This is a genomic window from Neobacillus oceani, assembly GCF_046237595.1.
GTDB classification, from domain to species: Bacteria; Bacillota; Bacilli; order Bacillales; family Cytobacillaceae; genus Bacillus_D; species Bacillus_D oceani.
Map to the genome: position 1 here is coordinate 3,330,799 of NZ_CP143543.1, position 20,009 is coordinate 3,350,807.

The following is a 20,009-nucleotide window of genomic DNA, read 5'->3' on the forward strand; positions in this document are numbered from 1 at the left end:
TTAAAGCCCTTATTTAGGTAAAAACAAATAGCTTTTACTGCCTTTGTCCATACTTTCAAAAGGAGTAGCATGCCCACTGCATGCTGTTGAACATTGAAATCCCTTTGAAATGGATATTCTTTTTTTTAACAATAATTCTCTTTATCGGCCTCAATACCTTGACAAAAATTCTTCGCTTTATTGACAAAAAATTAGTGAATCTCCCATTAATCCCGGAAATTCCACCCTATCCTTCCGTACCGGACAATTTTTCCTTCATAAAAAGATAAAAACCCGCCCGTCAACTCGAAAAAATTATGGCAGGGAAGTGTATAATCGCCAAAGGCAAAAGTTATGTAAAGTTGCCAACTATAGAGGAAAAAAGGAGAGCAACTCAGGGAAACAAGAGAAGAATGAAGAAATTTTTCAGTTTATTTTAAAGTATTCTTTCTTATACCCTATTTTTTCAAAAGAATAACCTGTTTTCTCAAAAAGTTTTAAAACTTTTCTGAAACTTTTAAAGAGGAGAATTTGCATCAAAAATCCACTTTTTGAAATAGGGAAAAGATATATAGGAATTGATTGGAGCTAGTAAGGGATCACACACCATGAAGATCTCAATACATCACTGTACAATGGGATATATATAGGAAGTAGAAGAACATGCGAAAAAGAGCAGCTGGCAAAATGCCTGCTGCTCTTTCTAGTTTTATGACCCCTACGGGATTCGAACCCGTGTTACCGCCGTGAAAGGGCGGTGTCTTAACCGCTTGACCAAGGGGCCATATATGGCGGAGAAGGAGGGATTTGAACCCTCGCGCCGGTCACCCGACCTACGCCCTTAGCAGGGGCGCCTCTTCAGCCTCTTGAGTACTTCCCCATAATGGCTCCGCAGGTAGGACTCGAACCTACGACCGATCGGTTAACAGCCGATTGCTCTACCACTGAGCTACTGCGGAATAATAAGTATATCCATACGCCTATATAGTATTTTGTGTCCCCGCCTCAGAAAGATCCGCAAGAAGCGGCTCGGCGTGTACAACTCGCAGCTTATTCATAGGTGTGATGCTCGTCTCTACCACTGAGCTACTGCGGAATAATAATTCTAAATAAAAATATGGTGGGCCTAAATGGACTCGAACCATCGACCTCACGCTTATCAGGCGTGCGCTCTAACCAGCTGAGCTATAGGCCCATATATGGAGCGGGTGATGGGAATCGAACCCACGACATCAGCTTGGAAGGCTGGAGTTTTACCATTAAACTACACCCGCGTATTAAAATAAATGGGGCGATTGAGGGGAATCGAACCCCCGAGTGCCAGAGCCACAATCTGGTGCGTTAACCACTTCGCCACAACCGCCATTACCAAAAGGTTGATAATGGTGGCTCAGGACGGAATCGAACCGCCGACACAAGGATTTTCAGTCCTTTGCTCTACCGACTGAGCTACTGAGCCATAAAAAAATGGCGGTCTGGACGGGACTCGAACCCGCGACCTCCTGCGTGACAGGCAGGCATTCTAACCAACTGAACTACCAGACCATATTGCGGGGGCAGGATTTGAACCTGCGACCTTCGGGTTATGAGCCCGACGAGCTACCGAACTGCTCCACCCCGCGACGATAAAAAGATATTAAGTTGCGCCATGCTCTAAGTGAGCTGACTCTCCTACAACTCGCAGCTTGATCGATGCCACCCCGTGAGGATAAAAAATAAATGGCGGAGGAAGAGGGATTCGAACCCCCGCGCGGTTTAACCCGCCTGTCGGTTTTCAAGACCGATCCCTTCAGCCAGACTTGGGTATTCCTCCATTTATTATAAAAATATCTGATGGACCTTGTAGGACTCGAACCTACGACCGGACGGTTATGAGCCGTCTGCTCTAACCAGCTGAGCTAAAGGTCCATATTATACAATCACTATAAGAATCCGGCTCTGAACTGTCTGGTCAAGCACAAAATTTTGGTAGCGGCGGAGGGGATCGAACCCCCGACCTTACGGGTATGAACCGTACGCTCTAGCCAGCTGAGCTACACCGCCAAAATATATAAGTGATTTTATGAATGGTGGAGCCTAGCGGGATCGAACCGCTGACCTCCTGCGTGCAAAGCAGGCGCTCTCCCAGCTGAGCTAAGGCCCCTTTTTCAAAAATGGTCGGGAAGACAGGATTCGAACCTGCGACCCCTTGGTCCCAAACCAAGTGCTCTACCAAGCTGAGCTACTTCCCGAAATCTATATGGCGCGCCCGAAAGGAGTCGAACCCATAACCTTCTGATCCGTAGTCAGACGCTCTATCCAATTGAGCTACGGGCGCATAATTTTAAATGGTGCCGAGGACCGGAATCGAACCGGTACGGTAGTCACCTACCGCAGGATTTTAAGTCCTGTGCGTCTGCCAGTTCCGCCACCCCGGCTAAATCTGGAGCGGAAGACGGGATTCGAACCCGCGACCCCCACCTTGGCAAGGTGGTGTTCTACCACTGAACTACTTCCGCAAGATAATAATGCGGGTGAAGGGAGTCGAACCCCCACGCCTCGCGGCGCTAGATCCTAAGTCTAGTGCGTCTGCCAATTCCGCCACACCCGCATATGAAAATGGTGAGCCATGAAGGACTCGAACCTTCGACCCTCTGATTAAAAGTCAGATGCTCTACCAACTGAGCTAATGGCTCGTACAGGGAATGCTCCCTAAATATATATTAACTTCAGTCAGATGCTCCGCAGAACTTTCGTTCTACTCCACAACTCGCAGCTTAAGCATGAAGCTTTGCTCGTTGCTCTACCGACTGAGCTAATGGCTCAAAAATGGTGCCGGCTAGAGGACTTGAACCCCCAACCTACTGATTACAAGTCAGTTGCTCTACCAATTGAGCTAAACCGGCATAATGAATGATATTTAAATATATGGTGGAGGATGACGGGATCGAACCGCCGACCCTCTGCTTGTAAGGCAGATGCTCTCCCAGCTGAGCTAATCCTCCATCATTTATGCCCGGCAGCGTCCTACTCTCACAGGGGCGAGGCCCCAACTACCATCGGCGCTGAGAAGCTTAACTTCCGTGTTCGGTATGGGAACGGGTGTGGCCTTCTCGCCATAACTGCCAGACATTGAATCAGACATACTTTATTATAATACCTTTTCAGGTTTTTTCAAGTGGAAATTTCATTCCCTCAAAACTGGATAATTTTCAGAAGAAGTTCAGAAGAACACGGTAATCTTATTGTCCAGCTGCGGCTCCTAGCCTCTCGAGGTCGCTTCAGTCCGTCCATCGAAGTCAAAGAACGACTTCAATTACCGGCCTTCCAGCGCTTGTCGAGGCTGACCAGTCGCCTCCGCTTTTCTATTTGGTTAAGTCCTCGATCGATTAGTATCAGTCAGCTCCACACGTCGCCGTGCTTCCACCTCTGACCTATCAACCTGATCATCTTTCAGGGATCTTACTTCTTACGAATGGGAAATCTCATCTTGAGGGGGGCTTCATGCTTAGATGCTTTCAGCACTTATCCCGTCCGCACATAGCTACCCAGCGATGCCTTTGGCAAGACAACTGGTACACCAGCGGTGCGTCCATCCCGGTCCTCTCGTACTAAGGACAGCTCCTCTCAAATTTCCTGCGCCCACGACGGATAGGGACCGAACTGTCTCACGACGTTCTGAACCCAGCTCGCGTACCGCTTTAATGGGCGAACAGCCCAACCCTTGGGACCGACTACAGCCCCAGGATGCGATGAGCCGACATCGAGGTGCCAAACCTCCCCGTCGATGTGGACTCTTGGGGGAGATAAGCCTGTTATCCCCGGGGTAGCTTTTATCCGTTGAGCGATGGCCCTTCCATGCGGAACCACCGGATCACTAAGCCCGACTTTCGTCCCTGCTCGACTTGTAGGTCTCGCAGTCAAGCTCCCTTGTGCCTTTACACTCTGCGAATGATTTCCAACCATTCTGAGGGAACCTTTGGGCGCCTCCGTTACATTTTGGGAGGCGACCGCCCCAGTCAAACTGCCCGCCTGACACTGTCTCCCACCCAGATCATGGGTGCGGGTTAGAATTTCAATACAGCCAGGGTAGTATCCCACCGACGCCTCCACCGAAGCTGGCGCTCCGGCTTCACAGGCTCCTACCTATCCTGTACAAGCTGTACCAAAATTCAATATCAGGCTGCAGTAAAGCTCCACGGGGTCTTTCCGTCCTGTCGCGGGTAACCTGCATCTTCACAGGTACTATAATTTCACCGAGTCTCTCGTTGAGACAGTGCCCAGATCGTTACGCCTTTCGTGCGGGTCGGAACTTACCCGACAAGGAATTTCGCTACCTTAGGACCGTTATAGTTACGGCCGCCGTTTACTGGGGCTTCGATTCAGAGCTTCGCTTGCGCTAACCCCTCCTCTTAACCTTCCAGCACCGGGCAGGCGTCAGCCCCTATACTTCGCCTTGCGGCTTCGCAGAGACCTGTGTTTTTGCTAAACAGTCGCCTGGGCCTATTCACTGCGGCTCTTCAGGGCTATGAACCCTAAAGAGCACCCCTTCTCCCGAAGTTACGGGGTCATTTTGCCGAGTTCCTTAACGAGAGTTCTCTCGCTCACCTTAGGATTCTCTCCTCGCCTACCTGTGTCGGTTTGCGGTACGGGCACCTTTCATCTCGCTAGAGGCTTTTCTTGGCAGTGTGGAATCAGGAACTTCGGTACTAAATTTCCCTCGCTGTCACAGCTCAGCCGTCACGGAAAGCGGATTTGCCTGCTTTCCAGCCTAACTGCTTAGACGCACATATCCGACAGTGCGCTTACCCTATCCTCCTGCGTCCCCCCATTGCTCAAACGATGAAGAGGTGGTACAGGAATATCAACCTGTTGTCCATCGCCTACGCCTTTCGGCCTCGGCTTAGGTCCCGACTAACCCTGAGCGGACGAGCCTTCCTCAGGAAACCTTAGGCATTCGGTGGATGGGATTCTCACCCATCTTTCGCTACTCATACCGGCATTCTCACTTCCAAGCGCTCCACAGGTCCTTCCGGTCCTGCTTCAACGCCCTTGGAACGCTCTCCTACCACTGACATCGAAGATGTCAATCCACAGCTTCGGTGATACGTTTAGCCCCGGTACATTTTCGGCGCAGAGTCACTCGACCAGTGAGCTATTACGCACTCTTTAAATGGTGGCTGCTTCTAAGCCAACATCCTGGTTGTCTAAGCAACTCCACATCCTTTTCCACTTAACGTATACTTTGGGACCTTAGCTGGTGGTCTGGGCTGTTTCCCTCTTGACTACGGATCTTATCACTCGCAGTCTGACTCCCACGGATAAGTCTTTGGCATTCGGAGTTTGTCTGAATTCGGTAACCCGATGGGGGCCCCTAGTCCAAACAGTGCTCTACCTCCAAGACTCTTACAACGTGAGGCTAGCCCTAAAGCTATTTCGGAGAGAACCAGCTATCTCCAGGTTCGATTGGAATTTCACCGCTACCCACACCTCATCCCCGCACTTTTCAACGTACGTGGGTTCGGTCCTCCATCCAGTGTTACCTGGACTTCAACCTGGACATGGGTAGATCACCTGGTTTCGGGTCTACGGCCACATACTCATTCGCCCTATTCAGACTCGCTTTCGCTGCGGCTCCGCCTCTTCGGCTTAACCTTGCATGGGACCGTAACTCGCCGGTTCATTCTACAAAAGGCACGCCATCACCCATGAACGGGCTCTGACTACTTGTAGGCACACGGTTTCAGGATCTCTTTCACTCCCCTTCCGGGGTGCTTTTCACCTTTCCCTCACGGTACTGGTTCACTATCGGTCACTAGGGAGTATTTAGCCTTGGGAGATGGTCCTCCCGGATTCCGACCGGATTTCACGTGTCCGGCCGTACTCAGGATCCACTCAGGAGGGAACGAAGTTTCAGCTACAGGGCTTTTACCTTCTCCGGCAGGCCTTTCCAGGCCTCTTCGCCTACCCCGTTCCTTTGTAACTCCATGTAGAGTGTCCTACAACCCCGGAAGGCAAGCCTTCCGGTTTGGGCTATGTCCCGTTTCGCTCGCCGCTACTTGGGGAATCGCGTTTGCTTTCTCTTCCTCCGGGTACTTAGATGTTTCAGTTCCCCGGGTCTGCCTTCAATACCCTATGGATTCAGGTAAAGATGCCACCCCATTACGGATGGCGGGTTTCCCCATTCGGAAATCTCCGGATCAAAGCTCACTTACAGCTCCCCGGAGCATATCGGTGTTAGTCCCGTCCTTCATCGGCTCCTAGTGCCAAGGCATCCACCGTGCGCCCTTTCTAACTTAACCTAAAAGGTCATTCCACTCTGTTTACCAGAGAGAAAACTAAAATGGCGATCACTCGGTTCTTCTTGGTTACTTCTTCTTAACATTATCCAGTTTTCAAGGAACAAACTTTGCCCGAAAGGGCAGAGTCAAAAAAAGCTTTGAAGGATTGCTCCCTCAAAACTAAACAAACAAGCGGCCAACATCACAGTCCCGAAGGACTGAGTTCCGATTGCCTTAAAGGCAATATCCTTAGAAAGGAGGTGATCCAGCCGCACCTTCCGATACGGCTACCTTGTTACGACTTCACCCCAGTCATCTGTCCCACCTTAGGCGGCTGGCTCCTTACGGTTACCCCACCGACTTCGGGTGTTACAAACTCCCGTGGTGTGACGGGCGGTGTGTACAAGGCCCGGGAACGTATTCACCGCGGCATGCTGATCCGCGATTACTAGCGATTCCGGCTTCATGCAGGCGAGTTGCAGCCTGCAATCCGAACTGAGAATGGTTTTATGGGATTGGCTCCACCTCGCGGCTTCGCTGCCCTTTGTACCATCCATTGTAGCACGTGTGTAGCCCAGGTCATAAGGGGCATGATGATTTGACGTCATCCCCACCTTCCTCCGGTTTGTCACCGGCAGTCACCTTAGAGTGCCCAACTGAATGCTGGCAACTAAGATCAAGGGTTGCGCTCGTTGCGGGACTTAACCCAACATCTCACGACACGAGCTGACGACAACCATGCACCACCTGTCACTCTGTCCCCCGAAGGGGAACGTCCTGTCTCCAGGAGTGTCAGAGGATGTCAAGACCTGGTAAGGTTCTTCGCGTTGCTTCGAATTAAACCACATGCTCCACCGCTTGTGCGGGCCCCCGTCAATTCCTTTGAGTTTCAGCCTTGCGGCCGTACTCCCCAGGCGGAGTGCTTAATGCGTTTGCTGCAGCACTAAAGGGCGGAAACCCTCTAACACTTAGCACTCATCGTTTACGGCGTGGACTACCAGGGTATCTAATCCTGTTCGCTCCCCACGCTTTCGCGCCTCAGCGTCAGTTACAGACCAGAGAGCCGCCTTCGCCACTGGTGTTCCTCCACATCTCTACGCATTTCACCGCTACACGTGGAATTCCGCTCTCCTCTTCTGCACTCAAGCCCCCCAGTTTCCAATGACCCTCCACGGTTGAGCCGTGGGCTTTCACATCAGACTTAAGAGGCCGCCTGCGCGCGCTTTACGCCCAATAATTCCGGACAACGCTTGCCACCTACGTATTACCGCGGCTGCTGGCACGTAGTTAGCCGTGGCTTTCTGGTCAGGTACCGTCAAGGTACCGGCAGTTACTCCGGTACTTGTTCTTCCCTGACAACAGAGCTTTACGACCCGAAGGCCTTCTTCGCTCACGCGGCGTTGCTCCGTCAGACTTTCGTCCATTGCGGAAGATTCCCTACTGCTGCCTCCCGTAGGAGTCTGGGCCGTGTCTCAGTCCCAGTGTGGCCGATCACCCTCTCAGGTCGGCTACGCATCGTCGCCTTGGTGGGCCATTACCCCACCAACTAGCTAATGCGCCGCGGGCCCATCTGTAAGTGACAGCCGAAACCGTCTTTCAGCTTCCCAACATGAGTTGGAAAGGATTATCCGGTATTAGCTCCGGTTTCCCGAAGTTATCCCAGTCTTACAGGCAGGTTGCCCACGTGTTACTCACCCGTCCGCCGCTAAAGTTCCAAAAGCAAGCTTTTGAAACTTCCGCTCGACTTGCATGTATTAGGCACGCCGCCAGCGTTCGTCCTGAGCCAGGATCAAACTCTCCAAAAAAGAGTATGAGTTTAGCTCATAAAGTTACGTTGGCTAGTGATCCGAAGATCACTATATTATTGTTTGTTGACGCTTGTTTGTTTAGTTTTCAAGGAACAATTTTCCTATTGCCACGATAGCGACTCAGTTAATATATCATATCCTTTTCGCTCGTGTCAACCGGTTTATTTTACCGCCGGAAGCTTATTAACCAATGGCCCGAAGAGGACGATACTTAATATAACACGGACTAAAAATGTTTGCAATATAATTTTTAAATCTTTTTTACCCAAATGAAAAACATATGGACGGGAAGTATGAGGTACGCAGTTCATTTACTTATGACCTCGAAACTTCCGTCCATACTTTTTACCAAAAGACCTCAGAGGACGTTTTCCACATTTGATTATGGATCCTCTCCTCTACCGCTGGGCCTGAGGCTCTCCCATTTTTAATCTTCTCTCACTGATAATAAATAAACCGATACCAGCGATTACAACTCCGCCACCAACAACCTGTGACCACATGACGGATTCACCAAGAAGGAAATAGGCAAGGATAGCCGCCCCTATCGGTTCGAACAAAATCGCCATCGAAATCACCGAGGTGCTTATCCATTTTACAACCCAGTTAAACAAGCTGTGGCCGAGAAGAGTAGGAAGCAGCGCGAGCAGAATGAAATGGACCCAGTCACTATCCTGCTTTGGTATGAATGATTCACCCGTTCCCAATACATAAAAGAATAACGTAATGGAACTTACCAGATAAACCAAAAATGTATATGTTATTAATGAGACCCTTTGCCTGACTGTTTGTCCGAATAGGAGATAGCCCGTTATGAAGGCACAGGCGATGAGGGCAAGAATATCGCCAAACAAAGCAGAGCCGCTAACCCGGAAGTCTCCCCAACTAATGATGAAGCTTCCCGCAATCGCGATGATTCCGCTCGTGATTGCGGCGATTGTTACTTTTTCTTTAAAAAATAAATAAGTGCCCAAAAATGCGAAAAGCGGCTGGAGAGTAACGAGCACAGTAGAGCTGGCTACTGATGTGTAGTTTAAAGATTCAAACCAGAGGATAAAGTGAAAAGCAAGCAATACGCCTGCTACTATTGTAAAGATCCAATCCCTTTTCGTTATGTTTTTTAGTTCGGGCGTAAATTTTGCAAGGAAAAGCGGCAGCATAAAGATAACGGAAAAGAAAAGCCGGTAAAATGCTATTACTCCAGCGGATGACGCGCTAAACTTTACAAAGATTGCTGAAGCGGAAACGGTGATAACGCCGACCGCCAAAGCCAGGTAGGGGTTGATTAGTGGTTTCATAAAGACTCCTTCGATGTGTTTAAATTATGTACAATGTAATGTATTTTACATGGATTCTGTGCATAATTCTATTATATTATTACTGGCAATTGAATGTTTTAATGGACGGGGGAGAGGATATGGCAGCGTTTGAGACAGAGATCTTTTTGAAATTGGGGATATCGGCTGTCCTAGGATTGGTTATCGGGCTCGAGCGTGAGTTGAAACGGAAGCCGGTTGGCCTAAAGACAAGCTTGGTAATCTGCATTGTCAGCTGTCTATTGACCATTGTTTCCGTTGAATCAGCCTACAAAGCCCATCCTGGCATGGTAAATATTACAATGGATCCCCTTCGCCTCGCAGCCCAGATTGTATCCGGAATCGGTTTCCTTGGAGCTGGGGTAATTTTGCGGAGAGGAAATGACAGTATTTCTGGGCTAACGACTGCCGCGATGATATGGGGAGCGGCCGGTATAGGGATTGCGGTAGGTGCGGGATTTTATCTTGAGTCATTTGCTGGGGTCGCGCTCATTATATTCAGTGTCGAGTTCGTGCCTTTTATTATGAAGCTGATCGGCCCGAAGCAATTGAGGGAAAAGGAAATCCTCCTGCAACTCCATGTCGCGGACCGGGAACAGGTTGATTCTGTCGTTGATTATATTAATGAGCAAAAGTATATATTGAGGAAACTGCGGATCAAGGACCTAAGTGATGGGAACCATCACATTTTTTTGCACATAGCTGTTAATTCAAAATTAAAGACTACAGATGTTTATAATTTGATTTCCAAATATGAGGGAGTACAGAGGGTTGAGATTGAAAGCATTAGCTAAATGGAACAGACGGGCGGCAAATTGCCGCCCGTTTCCTATTCCTTTTCCTTTGTCTTTTGTCTGCGCTGGACATAATCGTCATGCCAGTATTGGTGTGTGTATTTCCGGTTTTTGACGGAGTAGACCAGGCCTACCGACATGGAAAACCCGGCAAAAATGAAGCCAACCAAATAGCCGGCGTTATGATAACCGAGTACAAAACAGCCGATTGTCGTTAGCATAAGGATAATCAGGATATAAAACAGGATGTTATTCAAAAGGAAGCCTCCTTAAAATACGATATAAATACATGCCCGGTATGAGGTTGCCTACCCATCCAAACAGGCTCCAAAAAATTATATCACAAAAAAGTAATTTTTCTCTTGCAAACTTTTGCGAAGGTGGCTATAATCTTTGTTGTAGCTGTTTTTCAAACAAAACACAGACTTACAACACGGGGGCTTAGCTCAGCTGGGAGAGCGCTTGCATGGCATGCAAGAGGTCGTCGGTTCGATCCCGATAGTCTCCATAAAAAAGAACCTTTGCTTTTCGGGCAAAGGTTCTTTTTTATTTTGTTTTTTGCCTTTTCCTTTTGGGTATCTTTAAGGTAATGGATTCGAAACCTGGGAGGTTGCTGTTTTGAAAACGCAATGGAGTTTGCTGCTGGCTATTCTTTTCGCCGTGGTCATCGCCGTTTTTGCAGTCATGAATGTTGAGCCCGTAGAAGTGGATTATTTCTTTGGAATCGCACACTGGCCGTTGATCCTTGTCATACTGGGTTCAGTGCTCGCGGGAGTGGTCATTATGGGTGCAGTTGGAACACGTCGGATAATGGCTTTAAAAAAGGAACTGAGGAAAGTACGCAAAGAACGGGATGAACTCTCGGTCAGGTCACATCTTGCCGAAAAAGATGCCGCCGAGCCTGATGAGCGGAAAAATTTATACAACAGTGTAGAAAGAACGAATTAAAACCCTTGCCGGCGCAAGGGTTTGATTTTTTATTATGAACATCGAATGTCATCCGAATACATTTGACCACAAAAATTTAGCGGCTTCCCGTTTCATTCCTCAAAAAGTTCCTTTACCCTTTTATATTTTTCTGGTTCCAGGTTCTTCTCGGAAAATTAAGTTGGCTTGTTTTGGTAAGTTCCTACATTATAACTGAACCTTTCATCTCGGCCTCATGCTTTTTTGTTTTTTTTCGAGTACACTCCCTCTTGATCGCGCTATTTCTTTTAAGCCAAAGTTACCGCTGATAGATGAAGCTGGAATCAGATCTTGAGGATCTAGGGTATTCCGATTGGGGACAGCTTAAATTTTGACGGGGAAAAATGTTTACAATCTAGCGTGAAAGGAAACAAACTATTGTCGGGTTTTATCCGGCAATAGTTTGTTTTTTCAAAAAAGAGGGGGGACGGTAGAGTGGGAAATACGGCCCTGCTTGTAATAGACGCGCAGGTTGGCATTATTGAAGGCCCGAAGTTTGGGCCTGTATTTGAAAAAGAGAACCTTCTCGATACAATGAAGAAGGTGGTCGACAAAGCGCGTTCCGAAGGCGTTCCGATCATTTTCATGATGGATACGGAAGTCGCATCGCCGATTTCAATTGAATCCCAGGTCCATCCCCATATTTCTCCTACAAGGGATGATATCACCATTACGAAAAAAGCTGCGGATGCGTTTCATCTCACGACGCTTCATGATTACTTGCAAACACTTGATATCCGGCATCTCGTGATTATGGGCTGCAAAACCGAATATGGGGTGGATACAACTTGCCGACGCGCGACGACACTCGGCTACGACGTGACTCTTGTGGCAGATGGACATTCGACGACGGCGAACAAGGTGCTTGGCGCAAAGGAGATTATCGCCCACCACAATGGCACGCTTCACGGATTGGACAATATCGAAACTTTCATCCTCGTCCGCTATTCAGATGAGGATATTTTTACCCACCGCCACGCGGAGTTTAAAAAGTAAAGGGTTCCTGCCGTTGAAACGGCAGGAACCCTTTTATTTGAATTACGCGCGCTTTTTAATAAACTTCGCTCCGACGTACAGGGCCGCGCCTGCGAGCAGTACATATACCACTTTCGAGAAATTATCCATAAACGCAGCGACATTTTCCCAGGAAGCGCCGAGTAAAGCGCCTGCGTTTACGAGAATCGTATTCCAAATCAATGTTCCGGCTGTTGTCAAAAGGAGGAACAAAGGGAATTTCATCCTCGCCATTCCGGCGGGAATTGAGATCAGGCTCCTGACGAGCGGGACAAGCCTGCAGAAGAACACCGTCCATACTCCATGGCGGCGGAACCAGTCGTCCGCCTTGTGAAGGTCTTTTCTCGATAGGCGGAGGATTTTCCCCCAGCGGTCGACAATTCGTTCCAGCCTTTCCACGTCAAGCAGCCTGCCGACACCGTAAAGGACTGCGGCACCCGCGACAGAGCCGAGGGTTGAAACCACCACTGCTCCTGTGACTGTCAGGCTTGAGGTTGTCGTCATAAAGCCCGCGAAAGTGAGAATCACCTCGGATGGTATCGGAGGAAATATATTTTCGAGGGCTATTAAAAGAAAAATCCCTATGTAGCCATATTCATTCATAAAAGATATAATCCAGTTTTCCATTTTGCACTCCCAAGATGTTTTGTATTGTATTCACCCTGCAAGTACGATTTTGCAGGGTATTCAGAGCTTCCTTCTCTCTATTTTCTTTTTCCGCGAGTTTGGGTTCGGGTTTGGCGGCTTGATGTTTGCTTTGCCCCTGCCATTCTGCCCCGATCGGTTTTACCAGAGGCCGCTTTTTGTTTTCCGCGGTTGGACGGCTGCTTTTTACTATCGGAAGTAGCCATTTTCCGTTCTTGGCCAGTTTTATGAACGCGCCCTGATGTACCGTGAGGTTTGGATTCCTTTGTCCTTTGACTGGTTCTCTGATTGCCCTTACCAGTAGACTTTTTACCATTACCGTGCCTTGGAGCAGTTTTATCAGTAGGTGATTTATCTTTAGGGCCTTCCATGTTTTCCTTCTTGATCCGGATGTTCAATTCCTTTTCGATTTCGTTCAGCTTTGGCCGGTCAGCGGCAGTGAACAAGGTAATTGCAAGCCCTTTTGTCCCGGCGCGTCCGGTCCTGCCAATCCGGTGGACATAGCTTTCGGAGTCCTCGGGGATGTCATAATTGAAAACATGCGTCACGCCCTCTACATCAAGGCCCCTTGCGGCGACATCCGTGGCGATGAGCAGCTGGTATTCAGCATCGCGGAACCGTTTCATCACTTGTTCCCGCTTGGACTGGGAGAGGTCGCCATGCAGTTCCTCGCATGAAAAGCCATTCGCTTTCAGCACTTCATGCAGCCTGCCGACCCGCCGTTTTGTCCGGCAAAAAATAACCGCCATGAACGGCCGGTGTGTCCGGACGAGTTCCATTATCGCCCCCTGCTTGCCGCGGTCAGTCGTTTCGACAGCCAGCTGGTTGACAGTTTCAGCAGGACCTTGTGTTTTTTCAACCTGGATATACTCAGGCTCCCTCATATGTTTTTTCGCCAGCTTCCGTACATCTTCCGGCATCGTTGCCGAAAAAAGCATCGTCTGCCTGTTGGCTGGCGTTTCCCTGATGATGGCCTCCACCTCGTTAAGAAACCCGATATGGAGCATCTGGTCTGCTTCATCGAGGACAAGAAACGAAATTTCACCAAGGCGGACCGTTTCCCTGCGAATATGGTCGAGCAGCCTTCCAGGCGTCCCAACGACAATATGTACCCGCTTTTGGAGCTTTTTAAGCTGTTTGTCTACATCCTGGCCGCCGTAAACAGCCAGAACACTTACATCCATCGATGCGACAAGCTTTTCAAGTTCAGCGGTAATTTGCAGCGCGAGCTCCCTTGTCGGCGTAACAATGAGCGCCTGGATGCGGTCTGCATCCGTGTCGATTTTTCCGATAATGGGCAAGACGAAGGCAAGGGTCTTCCCCGTTCCGGTCTGCGCCTGGGCGATGATGTCTCTCTCATCCAGCACGACCGGGATCGCCTGCTTCTGGATTGGGGTGGGTACGGCGATTCCGTTCTCCTTCAAAATCCCCGCCATTTCTATAGATATTCCAAGCTCTATAAAATCAGGCAATAAAATCCCTGCTTTCTTTCAAAATCATATAGTTTTGATTTTCCTTGTTTTCCGGTAAAAAAGCAAATAAAAATCCGCCTTTAGCGTAGGAGATCCCAAAAAAACCGGGCACTGTGGAAAGGTGAGCGCCCGTCTAGAGTCGTCTGGATTGCAAAGTAAAAAAAGCCGCTTCCCTTATACGAGAAAAAGCGGCTTTCGGTGTTAGTGGACAAGTGTATCGAGGATGGCTGCATGTTTCCGGTCAGTATCGATTATACCTTCAACCATTTTTTTGCTTTCTGGGTCGAGGTCCCCTTTGACGATCTCCTCTGAAAGCTTGATTCCGTACACATCTTCGCCTTTTAAAGCGAGTTTGACGATTCCTTCGGTGTCTTTGGGCATCATCATTTCACTCATGAAACCCTGGATTTTTCCGGCAAGTCCCTCGTTGTTTTCCGGAACTCCGCCGAGGTCCTGGATGCGCTCAGCAATAATTGCCGCGTGCAGCCGATGGTCCTGTTGAAAGCCTTGAAAAACCTTTTTAATTTCCGGGTCCTCGAGCCTTTCGATTAGGTGCTCATACGCTCGGATGCCCATATACTGCCCTTTTAAAAAAGCGTTCAATTCCTTGATGACCGTTTCTTTTTCCATGGTGCGGCCTCCTTTTTCCAATAGGGTTCGGAATAGGTGGGGATCTTATTCATTGAGAAAATTGTATTTTTCATGAGCATGGATAAAGTTATGCCCGGCTAGGAGCGGGACAGTTGAAAACGCGTTAAGCCGGCTGCAATAGATGACATCCGCTTCGAAGCCTTTTGCGCGCAGCTCCCTTCCGCTACCGCAGTCCCATATAAGATCGCTTAATCTGTCCTTTGCTGATTGAAACGCACCAATGCAGACTTCTGCTTCAGGTGATTTTTCCCCTTCAAGCAGTGACAGGATTGCCCCGGCACCAAGGTAATCCTCGATTGAGGGCCGGAGGGTGTCTTCGTTTTCTTCTGGCGCATTCCACTGCTCTCCGCATGGGATGACGGTGATATCCGCTTTGATTTGCTCCCGGATTTTATTTGCGGCCATGGCTGCTGCATCGGCATTGAGGAGTGAGCCAATAAGCAAAGCAGGTACCATGTCCGCAATCCAAGTGCAGAATGCCCCGTTCAAGGAAGTGAGAACGAATTTCTTCCCTTTATGCGAAGGAGTAAAGGAAATCGGTGACAGTGTCGCCTTTCCAAGCTTGGCTGCTTCCGACCTGCCAAGTATGTATTCCCCGCCAATTTGCACAGCGTATGCCTTACCATCGAGATGGGGAGGGTACGGGTAAATGTCGCACCCTGCGCGCAATGCGGTTGCAACTGTTGATGAGAAGCTAAGGACATCGACAACAATGACGATATCACCACGCTGTGCCGCTTCCCTGGCTCCCCTTCTCCCCCATTCAACCTTGACCGGATATGACGCCTGGGTAAACATATCCCCACTTCCTTTCTTTTTCCGGATTTCAGTTTATGAACGTTTTTGAAGTAATAGAAGATACGTCCTCCGCTTCATTTTTTCCACGTAATGGGATTGATGATACTATTAATTTAAAATAGAATAATAGGAATAGATAGTTAAATATTGGAGAATTTTTGAACGGGTGGGGGAGAACTTGTACGAATTAAAATTGCGGTCAATTATGAGGATGGTTAAGAGTGACAATCCGCAAAAAAGGTTTGAAGGGCTTGACCAGCTCTATGAATACAGGCAGATGGAAAACCTTGAAGTACAGGTAGATGTGCTGCGCGACATGATCATCACGGCAGCCGGGACATTCCCAGAGCCGGTTGACAAGTGGGACAACCCTTCCTATTACTTAACGGATTTTGTCTGCAATTTTTCCATCGAGGAGGTTGTTATCTGCCTGATCAAACACTTTGACGGTCTGAGCCTCCCTGCAAAGGAAAGGGCAATTGAATACTTGCTCGGAACCGAAGACGAGAAAGTGTTCAATTTTCTCGAAGACAAGATTGTTGGGCTCATAAATGGAACAGAGGACTTTATGATTCCAATTGGCGAAATTTCAACGTTTCCGGTCCTGGCAAGGGATATTCTCGGCCGAACACTTGATAAGCTCGGTTCGGAGCATTATAAATTCATGCTGTATGATCTGCTACTTGCCGTCAATGCATCGGAAGTGGAAAAAGGCTTTAAAAAGCAAACAGTCCTGCCGCTCCTACTAGAAGATTACCAGGCCGCAAAAGAAATTTACATGAATTTCGACAAAGATTACTCACCGAAATTCGTGTATACAGCCTGGAAGGACAATTATTTTTACATCAGGAGCCGGATGAGGCTTTTCCTCAAACTGATGAACTATTATTTCTCCGAGGACTCCGAGAAGGCGCTCCTCGAAGCATTGTCCTTTCGTGATCCGTTTATTAAAACTGAAGCGCTGCTTGTTTGCCTTGCCAAAAGTCTTCCGGTCGACAAATCCGTCATTGCCGAGTGCGCGGAAAATATAGAAAGCGCGGAGATGGCCTATTGGGAGCTCAAGGAAATGGATTTGGAGCACCTCTATCCAATTAAAGAAGGAAAACAGCAGCATTTGGCGAAAACAAGGCTGTTTACGACCATTGTCAATCTGCCCGAGGATGAAGATGGAGTGGCCCATTTTCCGGAGAATATTCGAATCCTTGACAAGGTGGAAACGGAAAATTACTATGGCCAGCCAATCCGTTTTTACTTGATGGCCTTTACCGAGCTCGACAGGGAGTTTGTTGGCTGGGCTGGCGCCTACGCGCTTGAGGATGGCGAAGATACCGCCCATCTTTGGGACGGCACGTTTACAGACTTCATAGATTTGGATTCCTTGCCGATTGAAGGGCATAAAGAAGTATTTTTCAAAAAGCGTGAAGAAGTGCAGTCAGAGGTCGAGAACAGTATTTATTATGATAGCAAACCAGGCATCAGCAAAGGAATGTGGTTTTTCTACGGGCTCTTGATTATGCATTGGATCCGGCAATTGCTAAACGGATTCGAGGGCCCAATCGTGCCATCGCTCTTGTTCACGCTCGCAGGCGTCGCCCTGACTATATCCCAGCTGAAAAGGAATAAAACAAAAGGCATTTCGATTGTCGGGCATGAGCTCATCCTCAAGGATGGGAAGAAACGCGAGGGCATTCTGCTCCATGAAATCAGGCGGGTTGAAAAGACAAAAAGGCATGTCCTTGTTTACGGCAATGAAGGGAAGCCGGCCATGAAGTTTCCGCTTTCCTGGGTTCACTATGAAGTATTCTCCTACCGTATGAAGGAACTTACCGGGCATTTGAAACATGCACCATTTATCCAGTCATAGCCAACATCCGCCGGAAGACTCCCGGCGGATTTTCTTTCCCCTTTTTTCGGAAAAAAGAACATGGTACTCTATTAGTATCGAAAATACCGATTCAACAAATCGTTTTCTTGAATAAAGGAGGCCAGCTCGTGGATTTTCATCAATTGTTTGTTTTTACAAAAGTGGTCGAACACAATAGCTTTTCAAAAGCGGCGGAAGAAATTTTCCTAAGCCAGTCAACCGTCTCTTCCCATATCCAATCTCTTGAAAAAATGCTGGACGTCAAACTGTTCGACAGGGTTGGCCGGGAGAACATCCTGACTCCACATGGGGAGCGCCTGTATAAATGGGCACAAAAGCTCCTTGTTTTAAAAGACGAAGCGCTCCTTGACCTTAATAAAGGTATGGCTGAATTTCGCGGCACCATCAGGATGGCGGCAAGCTCCGTCCCGGGACAATTTCTCCTCCCGAAAATGATCAAGGAGTTCCGCGCAGAATACCCGGCCGCAACCTTCAATATTTCGGAATACCCATCAAAAGCCGTAGCGGACAAAGTCCTGAACGGCTCCGTCGATGTTGGCATGCTTGGAGAAAAATATGAGAATGAAAAGTTGAGGTACGTCCCCTTATTACGTGAGAAACTTGTTCTTGTTACCTCGACAGACATTGAGTTTTCCGGAGCGGTGAGGATTGATGATATCAAAAGCCATCCTTTTGTGATGCGGCATTCCGACTCAGGAACGAACTCGATTTTGGAACGTTTTTTCAAAAAAGCGGGTATCCCAAAAGACCAGTTGAATGTCATTGCATATACCGATTCCGGACAAAGCCTTATTCAATTTGTGAGACAAGGAATCGGCATCGCGATTATGTCGGAAATAGCGGCGCGTGACTATGCCGGGCACAACTTGGTCAACATGTATGAAATTGAAGGTTTTCACGATGAACGCTATTTTTATCTCGTCTATAACATCAACAAAACCTTGCCCCTCATATCGAAGCTTTTTGTCGACTATGCCGGAAAGTTGGCAGGACTAAACAGCAGCGGCAACGAATAAAGATAAGTGCTTTTTTAAAAAGGCAAGGGGGATTGTGATGCTGAGTGGGGAGCAAATGAACGAAATTAAAGAATTGCAAGCTGTATGTGAAGGGGATGGCGGGTTCGAACTGAAATTAAATTGGGATATGCTTGCCGCAAGAAAAGAAGGCAATAAGGATGATTTTTTCCATTATGAAAACGGTCAGCTGGTTGGATTCCTGGGCCTTTACGGGTTCGGCACAAAGGTTGAATTGTGTGGAATGGTCCACCCCAACTGGCGCAGGAAAGGAATTTTCACCGGGCTTTTAAAGGAAGCTATTGAAGAAGCGAAAAAACGCGGCACAAGGCAGATTCTCCTGAACGCTCCCGCTGGCTCGGAATCGGCGAAGGGCTTCCTGGAAACTGTCCCGAACCATTACGTTGTGACGGAATACCAGATGAAGTGGGACGGAACCGCTCCTCCTTCCAGTGAAGGGGTTATTTTGAGGCATTCAACCCAGAAGGACAATTCTCTCGAAATTCGCCTTGAAGTAGAGTGTTTCGGGTTTCTTGAACAGGAAGCGGCTGCGTATCATCAGGAACTGAAGGAAAGCAGCAGTGAAAATTTCTATATTGTTGAAGCGGATGGTGAGCCGGTCGGGAAAATGCGTGTCGACCATCCGAATGGTGAGGCGTGGATCTATGGTTTTGCCATTTTGCCTGAATACCAAGGAAAAGGGATTGGCAGAAAGGCGCTTTCGTCGATCATTGTTGAGGAAGACAGGGCAGGCAGGCCGCTTTTTTTGGAAGTCGAAGCGAAAAACGCCCATGCGCTGAGGCTGTATGAATCGTGCGGATTTAAATCCTATCATGCGCAGGATTATTATGAGTATTTGCTATAAGTAGGAAAGGCGGCTTTTTTGTGGCCGCCTTTTCTAATATTTCGTTGACCAGATTGCAATCTTTAATTAGCCTTGTTATTTCCAATAATCCTCCATCAGTTCAGATGCCCAGCGCGGCTGCCTGACTTCTTCCTTCGGCAAAAACTCCTTCATGACAGGCTTGATATCGATAACCGGCGTACCATCGATGGCGTCCAGCCCCTCCACTGTAAGCTTATTTCCTTCCCTTTTTAGGAGTCGGACAATCGTTGATCCAATCCGGTTTGGCCGGTTCTTGCCCCGTTGCGCAAATATCCCGGTCACTGGCCAATCCGGATTATTACGCGGCCTTCTTGCACAGTACTCGATTTTATCCTCCGGGAGGAGATGGAACAGGAATAAAATCTCCAGATGGGAAAATTCCTCGATTCCCTCAAGGCACTTGCCATCCAGAATCTCGTTCATCTCAATTTCTGAAATGACATCTCCCCAATAATCGTCCTTTACTTCTTTGCGATTGTTGTAAACCCTGCCCACTGGTTTGACCGTAAACATGCCTTCTCC

At 48.3% G+C, this 20,009-nt stretch carries 13 protein-coding genes, 22 tRNA genes and 3 rRNA genes; 7 read left to right on the top strand and 31 right to left on the bottom strand.

The window, feature by feature from the left end; all coding sequences use genetic code 11:
- Positions 1-691: 691 nt before the first annotated feature.
- The 25 genes from V1499_RS16800 to V1499_RS16920 form a co-directional block, all read right to left on the bottom strand.
- Positions 692-763, bottom strand: a tRNA-Glu gene (locus V1499_RS16800).
- A gap of 5 nt (positions 764-768) precedes the next feature.
- Positions 769-859: transfer RNA gene (locus tag V1499_RS16805), tRNA-Ser, on the bottom strand.
- 4 nt (positions 860-863) lie between these two features.
- Positions 864-938, bottom strand: a tRNA-Asn gene (locus V1499_RS16810).
- 159 nt (positions 939-1,097) lie between these two features.
- A tRNA-Ile gene (locus V1499_RS16815) sits at positions 1,098-1,174 on the bottom strand.
- 5 nt (positions 1,175-1,179) lie between these two features.
- A tRNA-Gly gene (locus V1499_RS16820) sits at positions 1,180-1,253 on the bottom strand.
- A gap of 13 nt (positions 1,254-1,266) precedes the next feature.
- A tRNA-His gene (locus tag V1499_RS16825) sits at positions 1,267-1,342 on the bottom strand.
- Between the two features lie 20 nt (positions 1,343-1,362).
- Positions 1,363-1,438 (bottom strand) — tRNA-Phe (locus V1499_RS16830).
- Between the two features lie 9 nt (positions 1,439-1,447).
- Positions 1,448-1,524 (bottom strand) — tRNA-Asp (locus V1499_RS16835).
- A 3-nt stretch (positions 1,525-1,527) separates the two neighbouring features.
- Positions 1,528-1,601 (bottom strand) — tRNA-Met (locus tag V1499_RS16840).
- A 98-nt stretch (positions 1,602-1,699) separates the two neighbouring features.
- Positions 1,700-1,792, bottom strand: a tRNA-Ser gene (locus V1499_RS16845).
- A 21-nt stretch (positions 1,793-1,813) separates the two neighbouring features.
- Positions 1,814-1,887: transfer RNA gene (locus V1499_RS16850), tRNA-Ile, on the bottom strand.
- Between the two features lie 58 nt (positions 1,888-1,945).
- Positions 1,946-2,022 (bottom strand) — tRNA-Met (locus V1499_RS16855).
- A gap of 24 nt (positions 2,023-2,046) precedes the next feature.
- A tRNA-Ala gene (locus tag V1499_RS16860) sits at positions 2,047-2,122 on the bottom strand.
- Positions 2,123-2,133: 11 nt separating this feature from the next.
- Positions 2,134-2,210, bottom strand: a tRNA-Pro gene (locus V1499_RS16865).
- Between the two features lie 9 nt (positions 2,211-2,219).
- Positions 2,220-2,296: transfer RNA gene (locus V1499_RS16870), tRNA-Arg, on the bottom strand.
- Between the two features lie 11 nt (positions 2,297-2,307).
- Positions 2,308-2,396 (bottom strand) — tRNA-Leu (locus V1499_RS16875).
- A gap of 6 nt (positions 2,397-2,402) precedes the next feature.
- Positions 2,403-2,477, bottom strand: a tRNA-Gly gene (locus tag V1499_RS16880).
- Between the two features lie 10 nt (positions 2,478-2,487).
- Positions 2,488-2,569, bottom strand: a tRNA-Leu gene (locus V1499_RS16885).
- A gap of 9 nt (positions 2,570-2,578) precedes the next feature.
- Positions 2,579-2,654: transfer RNA gene (locus V1499_RS16890), tRNA-Lys, on the bottom strand.
- A 134-nt stretch (positions 2,655-2,788) separates the two neighbouring features.
- Positions 2,789-2,864 (bottom strand) — tRNA-Thr (locus tag V1499_RS16895).
- A 23-nt stretch (positions 2,865-2,887) separates the two neighbouring features.
- Positions 2,888-2,963 (bottom strand) — tRNA-Val (locus V1499_RS16900).
- 9 nt (positions 2,964-2,972) lie between these two features.
- A 5S ribosomal RNA gene (gene rrf, locus V1499_RS16905) occupies positions 2,973-3,088 on the bottom strand.
- Positions 3,089-3,327: 239 nt separating this feature from the next.
- Positions 3,328-6,260 (bottom strand): 23S ribosomal RNA (locus tag V1499_RS16910).
- A 232-nt stretch (positions 6,261-6,492) separates the two neighbouring features.
- Positions 6,493-8,044: ribosomal RNA gene (locus V1499_RS16915) — 16S ribosomal RNA — on the bottom strand.
- The 16S, 23S and 5S rRNA genes sit together here with 21 tRNA genes alongside, the layout of an rRNA operon.
- Positions 8,045-8,445: 401 nt before the next feature.
- Positions 8,446-9,345 (bottom strand): DMT family transporter, encoded by a 900-nt coding sequence (locus V1499_RS16920; RefSeq protein WP_409271013.1) that lies wholly within the window; start codon positions 9,343-9,345, stop codon positions 8,446-8,448.
- 119 nt (positions 9,346-9,464) lie between these two features.
- Here V1499_RS16920 and V1499_RS16925 point away from each other — a divergent pair, with 119 nt between their 5' ends.
- Entirely contained in the window at positions 9,465-10,157 is a 693-nt protein-coding gene (locus V1499_RS16925; RefSeq protein ID WP_409271014.1) for an MgtC/SapB family protein, read from the top strand.
- Positions 10,158-10,192: 35 nt separating this feature from the next.
- On the opposite strand, the gene V1499_RS16930 is transcribed toward V1499_RS16925, so the two are convergent.
- Entirely contained in the window at positions 10,193-10,414 is a 222-nt protein-coding gene (locus tag V1499_RS16930) for a hypothetical protein (protein ID WP_409271015.1), read from the bottom strand.
- 178 nt (positions 10,415-10,592) lie between these two features.
- Here V1499_RS16930 and V1499_RS16935 point away from each other — a divergent pair.
- The 3 genes from V1499_RS16935 (at position 10,593) to V1499_RS16945 (ending at position 12,119) form a co-directional block, all read left to right on the top strand.
- Positions 10,593-10,665 (top strand) — tRNA-Ala (locus tag V1499_RS16935).
- Positions 10,666-10,775: 110 nt separating this feature from the next.
- Complete coding sequence (locus V1499_RS16940) at positions 10,776-11,105, top strand: lipopolysaccharide assembly LapA domain-containing protein (protein ID WP_409271016.1); 330 nt, start codon at positions 10,776-10,778, stop codon at positions 11,103-11,105.
- 453 nt (positions 11,106-11,558) lie between these two features.
- Positions 11,559-12,119, top strand: a complete 561-nt coding sequence (locus V1499_RS16945; protein ID WP_409271017.1) for an isochorismatase family protein — start codon at positions 11,559-11,561, stop codon at positions 12,117-12,119.
- 42 nt (positions 12,120-12,161) lie between these two features.
- On the opposite strand, the gene V1499_RS16950 is transcribed toward V1499_RS16945, so the two are convergent.
- The 4 genes from V1499_RS16950 to V1499_RS16965 all read right to left on the bottom strand — a co-directional run bounded on the left by V1499_RS16950 (position 12,162) and on the right by V1499_RS16965 (position 15,703).
- The gene (locus tag V1499_RS16950; protein WP_409271018.1) at positions 12,162-12,764 is read right to left on the bottom strand and encodes a DedA family protein; all 603 of its coding nucleotides are present in this window, start codon (positions 12,762-12,764) and stop codon (positions 12,162-12,164) included.
- Positions 12,765-12,841: 77 nt separating this feature from the next.
- Complete coding sequence (locus V1499_RS16955; RefSeq protein ID WP_409271019.1) at positions 12,842-14,254, bottom strand: DEAD/DEAH box helicase; 1,413 nt, start codon at positions 14,252-14,254, stop codon at positions 12,842-12,844.
- A gap of 201 nt (positions 14,255-14,455) precedes the next feature.
- Positions 14,456-14,884: a ferritin-like domain-containing protein gene (locus V1499_RS16960; protein ID WP_409271020.1), complete on the bottom strand. Its 429-nt coding sequence runs from the start codon at positions 14,882-14,884 to the stop codon at positions 14,456-14,458.
- Between the two features lie 45 nt (positions 14,885-14,929).
- On the bottom strand, positions 14,930-15,703 hold the full coding sequence (locus V1499_RS16965) for a 2-phosphosulfolactate phosphatase (protein ID WP_409271021.1): 774 nt from the start codon (positions 15,701-15,703) through the stop codon (positions 14,930-14,932).
- A gap of 178 nt (positions 15,704-15,881) precedes the next feature.
- Here V1499_RS16965 and V1499_RS16970 point away from each other — a divergent pair, with 178 nt between their 5' ends.
- From V1499_RS16970 to V1499_RS16980, 3 genes are all read left to right on the top strand, one after another.
- Entirely contained in the window at positions 15,882-17,567 is a 1,686-nt protein-coding gene (locus V1499_RS16970) for a hypothetical protein (RefSeq protein WP_409271022.1), read from the top strand.
- Positions 17,568-17,695: 128 nt separating this feature from the next.
- The gene (locus V1499_RS16975; protein ID WP_409271023.1) at positions 17,696-18,604 is read left to right on the top strand and encodes a selenium metabolism-associated LysR family transcriptional regulator; all 909 of its coding nucleotides are present in this window, start codon (positions 17,696-17,698) and stop codon (positions 18,602-18,604) included.
- 37 nt (positions 18,605-18,641) lie between these two features.
- Positions 18,642-19,466: a GNAT family N-acetyltransferase gene (locus V1499_RS16980; RefSeq protein ID WP_409271024.1), complete on the top strand. Its 825-nt coding sequence runs from the start codon at positions 18,642-18,644 to the stop codon at positions 19,464-19,466.
- Between the two features lie 75 nt (positions 19,467-19,541).
- Here V1499_RS16980 and V1499_RS16985 read toward each other — a convergent pair whose 3' ends face one another.
- Positions 19,542-20,000 (bottom strand): SAM-dependent methyltransferase, encoded by a 459-nt coding sequence (locus V1499_RS16985; protein WP_409271025.1) that lies wholly within the window; start codon positions 19,998-20,000, stop codon positions 19,542-19,544.
- Between the last annotated feature and the right edge of the window lie 9 nt (positions 20,001-20,009).